2 tRNA genes and 3 rRNA genes are annotated in these 5,342 nt (G+C 49.2%); all 5 read right to left on the bottom strand.

Annotated elements, in window-relative coordinates:
- Positions 1-6: 6 nt before the first annotated feature.
- The 5 genes from rrf to BTV99_RS12345 all read right to left on the bottom strand — a co-directional run bounded on the left by rrf (position 7) and on the right by BTV99_RS12345 (position 5,199).
- Positions 7-121, bottom strand: a 5S ribosomal RNA gene (gene rrf, locus BTV99_RS12365).
- A gap of 124 nt (positions 122-245) precedes the next feature.
- A 23S ribosomal RNA gene (locus BTV99_RS12360) occupies positions 246-3,102 on the bottom strand.
- Positions 3,103-3,426: 324 nt separating this feature from the next.
- A tRNA-Ala gene (locus BTV99_RS12355) sits at positions 3,427-3,502 on the bottom strand.
- Between the two features lie 8 nt (positions 3,503-3,510).
- Positions 3,511-3,587, bottom strand: a tRNA-Ile gene (locus BTV99_RS12350).
- 72 nt (positions 3,588-3,659) lie between these two features.
- A 16S ribosomal RNA gene (locus BTV99_RS12345) occupies positions 3,660-5,199 on the bottom strand.
- Together the 16S, 23S and 5S rRNA genes with 2 tRNA genes alongside form the textbook arrangement of a ribosomal RNA operon.
- Positions 5,200-5,342 lie beyond the last annotated feature (143 nt).

Genomic DNA, 5,342 nt, shown 5'->3' with positions numbered 1-5,342 from the left:
ATAGGGAGCTGACGATGACCTACTCTCACATGGCCGGAGCCACACTACCATTGGCGCAACGATGTTTCACTTCTGAGTTCGGGAAGGGATCAGGTGGTGCCATCGTGCTATTGTCGTCAGCAAAGGGGGTTAGATATGAGTCTGTGTTTGTTTTACTTATTTGACTAAGTATCACTTATCCTAACTGAATCAAGGATAAAGGTGATATCGATATAATTGCTTGATACAAACCACTTGGGTGTTGTATGGTCAAGCCAAACGAGCAATTAGTACAGGTTAGCTCCACACATCGCTGCGCTTCCACACCCTGCCTATCAACGTCCTAGTCTTGAACGGCTCTTTAGGGAAATCTAATCTTGAGGTGGGCTTCCCGCTTAGATGCTTTCAGCGGTTATCCCATCCGAACGTAGCTACCGGGCAATGCCATTGGCATGACAACCCGAACACCAGCGGTTCGTCCACTCTGGTCCTCTCGTACTAGGAGCAGATCCTCTCAAATTTCCAACGCCCACGGTAGATAGGGACCGAACTGTCTCACGACGTTCTAAACCCAGCTCGCGTACCTCTTTAAATGGCGAACAGCCATACCCTTAGGACCTGCTTCAGCCCTAGGATGAGATGAGCCGACATCGAGGTGCCAAACACCGCCGTCGATATGAACTCTTGGGCGGTATCAGCCTGTTATCCCCAGAGTACCTTTTATCCGTTGAGCGATGGCCCTTCCATACAGAACCACCGGATCACTAAGACCTACTTTCGTACCTGCTCGACTTGTGGGTCTCGCAGTTAAGCGCGCTTTTGCCTTTATACTCTATGAACGATTTCCGACCGTTCTGAGCGCACCTTCGTACTCCTCCGTTACTCTTTAGGAGGAGACCGCCCCAGTCAAACTACCCACCATACATTGTCCTCGGTATTGTTATACCTGAGTTAGAACCCCAACATGACCAGGGTGGTATTTCAAGATTGGCTCCACCAAGACTAGCGTCTCGGTTTCAAAGCCTCCCACCTATCCTGCACAAGTCAGGTCAAAGTTCAATGTAAAGCTGTAGTAAAGGTTCACGGGGTCTTTCCGTCTAGCCGCGGGTACACAGCATCTTCACTGCGATTTCGATTTCACTGAGTCTCTGCTGGAGACAGCGCTGCCATCATTATGTCATTCGTGCAGGTCGGAACTTACCCGACAAGGAATTTCGCTACCTTAGGACCGTTATAGTTACGGCCGCCGTTTACTGGGGCTTCGATCAAGACCTTCGCATACGCTAAGCCCATCAATTAACCTTCCAGCACCGGGCAGACATCACACCCTATACGTCCACTTTCGTGTTTGCAGAGTGCTGTGTTTTTAATAAACAGTTGCAGCAGCCTGGTATCTGCGACTGCCAATAGCTTACGGAGCAAGTCCTTCACCATCAGCAGCGTACCTTCTCCCGAAGTTACGGTACCATTTTGCCTAGTTCCTTCAGCAGAGTTCTCTCAAGCGCCTTGGTATTCTCTACCTGATCACCTGTGTCGGTTTAGGGTACGATTCGTTTATGACTATCGCTTAGAAGCTTTTCCTGGAAGCATGGTATTTGCCACTTCGTCCTACAAGTAGGACTTGCTATCAGATCTCGGTATAAAATAGCCCGGATTTACCTAAGCTATAAACCTACATCCTTCCACTCAGACAACCATCGCTGAGCTGGCATAACCTTCTCCGTCCCTCCATCGCATCATAAACAAGTATCGGAATATTAACCGATTTCCCATCGACTACGCCTTTCGGCCTCGCCTTAGGGGTCGACTCACCCAGCCCCGATTAACGTTGGACTGGAACCCTTGATCTTCCGGCGTGCGAGCTTTTCACTCGCATTATCGTTACTCACGTCAGCATTCGCTCTTGTGATACCTCCAGCATGCTTTACAACACACCTTCACAGGCTTACACAACGCTCCCCTACCACTTGAAAACAAATTCAAATCCGCAGCTTCGGCTCCTAGTTTGAGCCCCGTTACATCTTCCGCGCGGGCCGACTCGACTAGTGAGCTATTACGCTTTCTTTAAAGGATGGCTGCTTCTAAGCCAACCTCCTAGCTGTCTATGCCTTCCCACCTCGTTTCCCACTTAACTAGGAATTTGGGGCCTTAGCTGGCGGTCTGGGTTGTTTCCCTCTCCACGATGGACGTTAGCACCCACCGTGTGTCTCCCGGATATCACTCATCGGTATTCGGAGTTTGCATCGGTTTGGTAAGTCGGTATGACCCCCTAGCCGAAACAGTGCTCTACCCCCAATGGTGTTCGTCCGAGGCGCTACCTAAATAGCTTTCGGGGAGAACCAGCTATCACCGAGTTTGATTAGCCTTTCACCCCTATCCACAAGTCATCCCCTGGCTTTTCAACGACAGTGGGTTCGGTCCTCCGGTGCCTGTTACGGCACTTTCAACCTGCTCATGGATAGATCACTCGGTTTCGGGTCTATACCCTGCAACTAGACGCCCTATTAAGACTCGGTTTCCCTACGGCTCCCCTAAACGGTTAACCTTGCTACAGAATATAAGTCGCTGACCCATTATACAAAAGGTACGCGGTCACCACGCAAGGTGGCTCCCACTGCTTGTACGCACACGGTTTCAGGTTCTATTTCACTCCCCTCACAGGGGTTCTTTTCGCCTTTCCCTCACGGTACTGGTTCACTATCGGTCAGTCAGGAGTATTTAGCCTTGGAGGATGGTCCCCCCATCTTCAAACAGGATTTCTCGTGCCCCGCTCTACTTAATATGTTAACGCTAATGTTTCGAATACAGGACTATCACCTACTATGGTCAGCTTTCCCACGCTGTTCTTCTACATTAGCATTAATCGGCTTCTCCCCGTTCGCTCGCCGCTACTAGGGGAATCTCAATTGATGTCTATTCCTAAGGGTACTGAGATGTTTCACTTCCCCTCGTTCGCTTCTTGTACAAGTACAAGATACTTACCTTATGGTAAGTGGGTTTCCCCATTCAGAAATCTCCGGATCACAGGATATTGCCGCCTCCCCGAAGCTTATCGCAGGCTGTCACGTCTTTCATCGCCTCTGACTGCCAAGGCATCCACCATGTGCGCTTAATTACTTGACCATACAACCCCAAAGGGTCTTTGTCAGCAATTATAACGATATCACCTATGTTTACGCTTGATTCAGTTCTCTTTACTTTGAAGACTAGCCCTTGGGATAACAAACAATGTCGTTAAAAGGCTAGCCTTCAGGTTAGCAATAACACGTGAAATGTTATTGCTAACCCAGACTCATATCTATGTTTTTAAATAGTCTCTATGCTCTCGTCAAGTCATAGATTTCCGTATAAAACAGAAAGAAGTAATCGTGTCTTATTTAAAGATAAATCACTTGTTTCTATTTAATACCTATCTTTATTTGCACTCTAAGCTACCGAAGTTTGTAGTGGTGGAGCCAAACGGAGTCGAACCGTTGACCTCCTGCGTGCAAGGCAGGCGCTCTACCAACTGAGCTATGGCCCCATGTATAATGGTGGGTCTAGGTGGACTTGAACCACCGACCCCCGCGTTATCAACACGGTGCTCTAACCAGCTGAGCTACAGACCCTAGTACGTCCTAAAACGTAAGCTTAAACTAAAGAACAACTTGTTGTGAATTCTTGCTGACTGAATGCGTCTATAAGGAGGTGATCCAGCCGCAGGTTCCCCTACGGCTACCTTGTTACGACTTCACCCCAGTCATCAACCACACCGTGGTGATCGCCGTCCTAAAAGGTTCGGCTAACCACTTCTGGTGCAATCAACTCCCATGGTGTGACGGGCGGTGTGTACAAGGCCCGGGAACGTATTCACCGCGGCATTCTGATCCGCGATTACTAGCGATTCCTACTTCATGGAGTCGAGTTGCAGACTCCAATCTGGACTACGATAGGCTTTTTGAGATTCGCATCACATCGCTGTGTAGCTGCCCTCTGTACCTACCATTGTAGCACGTGTGTAGCCCTGGTCGTAAGGGCCATGATGACTTGACGTCGTCCCCGCCTTCCTCCAGTTTGTCACTGGCAGTATCCTTAGAGTTCCCGGCTTAACCCGCTGGTAACTAAGGACAAGGGTTGCGCTCGTTGCGGGACTTAACCCAACATCTCACGACACGAGCTGACGACAGCCATGCAGCACCTGTATTCTAATTCCCGAAGGCACTCCCGCATCTCTGCAGGATTCTAGATATGTCAAGACCAGGTAAGGTTCTTCGCGTTGCATCGAATTAAACCACATGCTCCACCGCTTGTGCGGGCCCCCGTCAATTCATTTGAGTTTTAACCTTGCGGCCGTACTCCCCAGGCGGTCTACTTATTGCGTTAGCTGCGTCACTAAGGAATCAAGTTCCCCAACGACTAGTAGACATCGTTTACGGCGTGGACTACCAGGGTATCTAATCCTGTTTGCTACCCACGCTTTCGAGCCTCAGTGTCAGTATGATGCCAGGAAGCTGCCTTCGCCATCGGTATTCCTCCAGATCTCTACGCATTTCACCGCTACACCTGGAATTCTACTTCCCTCTCACCTACTCTAGCTTAACAGTATCAGATGCAGTTCCCAGGTTAAGCCCGGGGATTTCACATCTGACTTATCAAGCCACCTACGCTCGCTTTACGCCCAGTAATTCCGATTAACGCTTGCACCCTCTGTATTACCGCGGCTGCTGGCACAGAGTTAGCCGGTGCTTATTCTGCAGCTAATGTCATCGCATATGGGTATTAACCATATGGTCTTCTTCACTGCTTAAAGTGCTTTACAACCAAAAGGCCTTCTTCACACACGCGGCATGGCTGGATCAGGGTTGCCCCCATTGTCCAATATTCCCCACTGCTGCCTCCCGTAGGAGTCCGGGCCGTGTCTCAGTCCCGGTGTGGCTGATCATCCTCTCAGACCAGCTACAGATCGTCGCCATGGTAGGCCTTTACCCCACCATCTAGCTAATCCGACTTAGGCTCATCTAATAGCGAGAGCAGTAAACTGCCCCCTTTCTCCCGTAGGTCGTATGCGGTATTAATTCGAGTTTCCCCGAGCTATCCCCCACTACTAGGTAGATTCCTAAGTGTTACTCACCCGTCCGCCGCTCGACGCCTGGTAGCAAGCTACCATCGTTTCCGCTCGACTTGCATGTGTTAAGCCTGCCGCCAGCGTTCAATCTGAGCCATGATCAAACTCTTCAGTTTAATCTATCTGAAGCCTTTACCTATAAATAGGAAGATGACTTCTAATCTTGGCTCATTTATCTAGCAAATCGCTTAAAATTATGTTCGTAATGAATTAACTTTGAGTTTTTCTGCTGAGTAAATGATAATTTTTATAGTTAGAA

Origin of the sequence: Psychrobacter sp. Rd 27.2 (assembly GCF_001921755.1) — a bacterium.
In the GTDB taxonomy this organism is placed as follows: domain Bacteria; phylum Pseudomonadota; class Gammaproteobacteria; order Pseudomonadales; family Moraxellaceae; genus Psychrobacter; species Psychrobacter celer.
The sequence above is the reverse complement of the archived record's forward strand: the minus strand, read 5'-3'. Positions and strand labels throughout refer to the sequence as shown.